General features: G+C 52.5%; 1 protein-coding gene, 5 pseudogenes and 1 other annotated feature. Of the genes and pseudogenes, 1 reads left to right on the top strand and 5 read right to left on the bottom strand.

What is annotated here, in order from left to right:
• Positions 1–470: pseudogene (locus tag ACRDCA_RS24295) on the bottom strand (IS66 family transposase); the annotation flags it as partial.
• Positions 452–720, bottom strand: a pseudogene (locus ACRDCA_RS24290) (DDE-type integrase/transposase/recombinase); the annotation flags it as partial. The pseudogenes ACRDCA_RS24290 and ACRDCA_RS24295, both read right to left, overlap by 19 nt.
• 132 nt (positions 721–852) lie before the next feature.
• On the opposite strand from ACRDCA_RS24290, the gene ACRDCA_RS24285 reads away from it, so the two are divergent.
• Positions 853–1,923 carry an ElaD/SseL family deubiquitinase gene (locus tag ACRDCA_RS24285; RefSeq protein ID WP_438691845.1) on the top strand — a complete coding sequence of 357 codons (1,071 nt, stop codon included), beginning with the start codon at positions 853–855 and terminating at the stop codon, positions 1,921–1,923.
• Here ACRDCA_RS24285 and ACRDCA_RS24280 read toward each other — a convergent pair.
• The 3 pseudogenes from ACRDCA_RS24280 to ACRDCA_RS24270 form a co-directional block, all read right to left on the bottom strand.
• Positions 1,889–1,999, bottom strand: a pseudogene (locus ACRDCA_RS24280) (hypothetical protein); the annotation flags it as partial. The gene ACRDCA_RS24285 and the pseudogene ACRDCA_RS24280 sit on opposite strands and share 35 nt — an antisense overlap.
• 37 nt (positions 2,000–2,036) lie before the next feature.
• Positions 2,037–2,153: pseudogene (locus ACRDCA_RS24275) on the bottom strand (transposase domain-containing protein); the annotation flags it as partial.
• A 306-nt stretch (positions 2,154–2,459) separates the two neighbouring features.
• Positions 2,460–3,214: pseudogene (locus ACRDCA_RS24270) on the bottom strand (IS3 family transposase); the annotation flags it as partial.
• Positions 2,805–2,921, bottom strand: a sequence feature (AL1L pseudoknot). Its footprint overlaps the pseudogene before it by 117 nt.
• Positions 3,215–3,495 lie beyond the last annotated feature (281 nt).

The following is a 3,495-nucleotide window of genomic DNA, read 5'->3' as shown; positions in this document are numbered from 1 at the left end:
AGGGTGACTCGCCAGGGCAAGAGATCGCCAACTCGGTTTACCGGCCAGTCGGCGATCACATTCAGTATGTGGTGCAGATAACACTCAGGATCTATACCATTCAGCCTGCATGTCCCGATCAGTCCGTACAACAGTGCACCGCGTTCACCACCGTGATCGGAACCGAAGAACAGGAAGTTTTTACGGCCCAGGCTGACCATCCGCAGGGCATTCTCGGCGATATTATTATCCGCTTCAGCCCAGCCATTTTCCACATAGTACGTCAGCGCCGACCACTGATTCAAGGCATACGAGAACGCTTTCGCAAGCTCCGAGTGGCGCGACAGTGTCTTCATTTTTTCACGCAGCCAACCCTCCAGCCCATTCAGCAGAGGTTTTGCTCTCAACTGACGTTGGGCCAGGCGATGTTCTGCCGGCAACCCGCGCAGCTCTGCTTCGATGACATACAGCTGGCCCTGCGAAAGAAGCGCAGTGCGGCGGCGTCCCGTTTCGCGGTCAGCAGGACGTCGAGGGTCTGACCCGACGTATCCACCGCCCGGTACAGATATTTCCACGGGCCTCTGACTCTGATGTCCGTTTCGTCCATACGCCAGCGACGCCCCACGCGACGTTTATGCCGACGGAACGCCTTTCCAGCAGTGGAACCAGGCAGATAACCCAACGGTGAAAGGTGGAATGGTCAACGATGACACCCCGCTCGGCCATCATCTGTAGCAGCGAAATATGAAATCCTTTTCTGATATTTGCGTGAGACACTGTCATCATCCGTAACGTTAAAAACGGACTCCGTCGCTGATGATGCAGCGTCTGTCTGTTTTCTGGCAATGTCTCCGGTGTAAATAGGGGTGATATATGACTGATATGACTGTAGATGCAGCCTCCTATTATCGGCTCAGTAAACCGCAGTTTGACAATTTGTTCACCGATAACATACGCACTGACACGATGGAGTCATTAGCTCAGTCCGCGGCAAATGGCAATCTGGACAGTATTGATCTATTACATAATCTGGCGCTGCGTAAGGACACGGTGGGCGAACAGGCTGAGAACGTCCTTTTTGATTTATTCAGCGGAAAAATCACCGGAAAAATAGGCGTGGATCGCGATATACAGCAAGCAAGCCTGAAGTTGTATCAGATCGCGTTCAAGAACGAGGATTATAAGATCAGGTTCAGTTCACCCACCCGGTTACTTTACATGGCCGGTTCGGCGATGTCAGAGCTGGCTCAGAAACAGGCACTTTCCCGCCTGTTTGTGGGGGATCAGCAGGCACAGGTACCGCACGAACAAACCGGAGAGCTGGACTGGTGGAGTCCTGCCCGTATGCTGACAACCGATGAGATATCTGCGGCGATGAACAAGATGCCGCACCCAGATTGTTCGTTAAATTTTCCGTCCGCACTCGTTGACCCCGTTAATAGCAGCAATATACTGGGAGATCTGATTGCTGAGAAAATCCGCAGTACCTATCTGGGCTTCCTTGATAAACCTGAATTCTTCCCGATTAATACCGGAGATCACTGGGTTCTCTTTGTCCTGCACAGAGATCAATCTGACAGTGGTGCTGTTAAGGCTGTAGTGTTCAGTTCAGCCAGTAACCTGACCCCTGAAACAAAGGCTAAACTGAACCAGGCTGCTGCCATCGCCAGCGGTGATGGCAATTCAGTCACTTTTGTTGAGGAACATATTCAGAAACATGTACCAAACGGTTGCGGAATATTTGTTATCTGGATGATGGAACAGATTATTGCGCATCCGGAATGTGATCCGGGTGCCGCAGCGGAAAAGTTCGCAGATGAATTTATGAGAAAATCTCCGGAAGAACAAACGAATTTTAATATACAGTTCCGTCGTCAGCTGCATGAGCGCTGCTTTCCGCCTCCGGCCAGTCCGGTATGCCATACAGCTCCCCTATACGCCTGAGGGCTTCCTGTGTCAGCTCTGTTGACCGACGTGCATGTTCGTCGTGGATTTTTCTCCGCGCGTGCGCCATGCCGGCGTAAGCGTACAGCCAGAACCGTATTGACGAACGAGGGCTATTCAGTTGGCAGTACGATGCGCCACGGTAGCAGTTCGCTGACCCGGTTGACCGGCCAGTCCGCGATAACGTCGAGGACATGGCGAAGGTAGCTTTCTGGCTCCTCCCCCTGCATGACCTGTCAGATCACGTAGGTCATGGTGACATTTCAACCCACAGAGGCGGATTAACGGGTTCATGTTCTTCAGCCTTTCAGCACTTAACCTTGAGGATCATCTCAGCTTAGTGATCTCGCCTCAATCCCCGTTGTCAGCGGGTTACATCACCCTGCGGGCATGCCGCAGGTCACTGCCGCTCAGGTTCACCACCGTCACAGCCGGTGGGATTGTCGGGTTTCTCATCATGAGTTACCGGTTCAATATTCCAGACAGACTCGTGGTTCATTTGAGCATCCTTACTCGCCCTGAACTCCGGGCACACCATAGGTAAAATCAGCCACCCAAAGCTGGTTGGGACGTTCTGCAACGAACTGCCGTTGCACCAGGTCGTCTGTTGTACACCGTTCTTTACCGCTGTGGGTTGTTTTCACTCCTTTTCCACGGGTAACCCCTTCTAAGCCCAACGTTTTCATAAGACGTTCGACGGTGCATCTCGCCACCTTGATACTCTCTCGCGTTAACTGCCGCCAGACCTTACGCACGCCATAGACCTGCTTGTTCACTTCGTAAACACGCTGTATTTCTACACAAAGTGCGTCGTCCCGTTTATCCCGAGCACACCGCGTTTCTGGATGCTGGAGCCGCTGCCTGTGCCAGTAAAATGTTGATGGGGCGATAGCCAACTCCTGGCATACCGACTCGACCCCGTGCTTAGCGCTCAGGCTGTCTATTAACGGCATTATCTTTTCCAGTAGCGGTCGAGTTCCGCCTGCGCAAAATAAGCTGACGCCTGGCGCAGAATATCGTTGCTGCGACGAAGCTCACGAACTTCACGCTCCAGTTCGTTTAAACGCTGGCGCTCACTGGTGGTCAGGTTGCTATCACTGGCACTGGCTCCAAAATCGCGTTCATGCTGGCGGACCCAGGCTCTGAGTGTGTCGGGATTACAGCCAATTTTAGGGGCGATGGATTTGAAAGCGGCGTGTTCAGATTTGTATTCACTGCGCTGTTCCAGAAGCATTCTTACTGCGCGTTCCCGCAGTTCGGCTGGATAACGATTTGCTGATTTTGATGTCATCTTGGATCTCCTTTCACTAAGAGTCTAGTCTCCAAGATTCCCGGTGCGGTTCAGGCTGCACGGAATGAGTCGCCCTGGTCAAGGATAAGTTGAGCACATTCGAGTTTGAATTCGGCAGAAAAGGTCCGTCTCGTTTTGTTAGTCATTTGTAAACGCCCGGTGATGGCACCTTGTGTCGTGGCGTGAGGTTGGGGTTTTCCGTAAGTTAACTGAAGTGATTGCTGGCGTACGGCAACAGCTCATCCAGCCGACGATTCGGCCACGCTGGCAACCGCCTCAAT

The sequence above is a fragment of the Serratia sp. (in: enterobacteria) genome (assembly GCF_051654945.1).
Classification (GTDB): domain Bacteria; phylum Pseudomonadota; class Gammaproteobacteria; order Enterobacterales; family Enterobacteriaceae; genus Chania.
Note: the sequence above shows the minus strand (reverse complement) of the source record. Positions and strands in the feature narration are given on the sequence as shown.

Bases quoted from the DNA above. Each gene is read 5' to 3' on its own strand.
- ACRDCA_RS24285 (WP_438691845.1), top strand. From the start codon at position 853: ATGACTGATATGACTGTAGATGCAGCCTCCTATTATCGGCTCAGTAAA.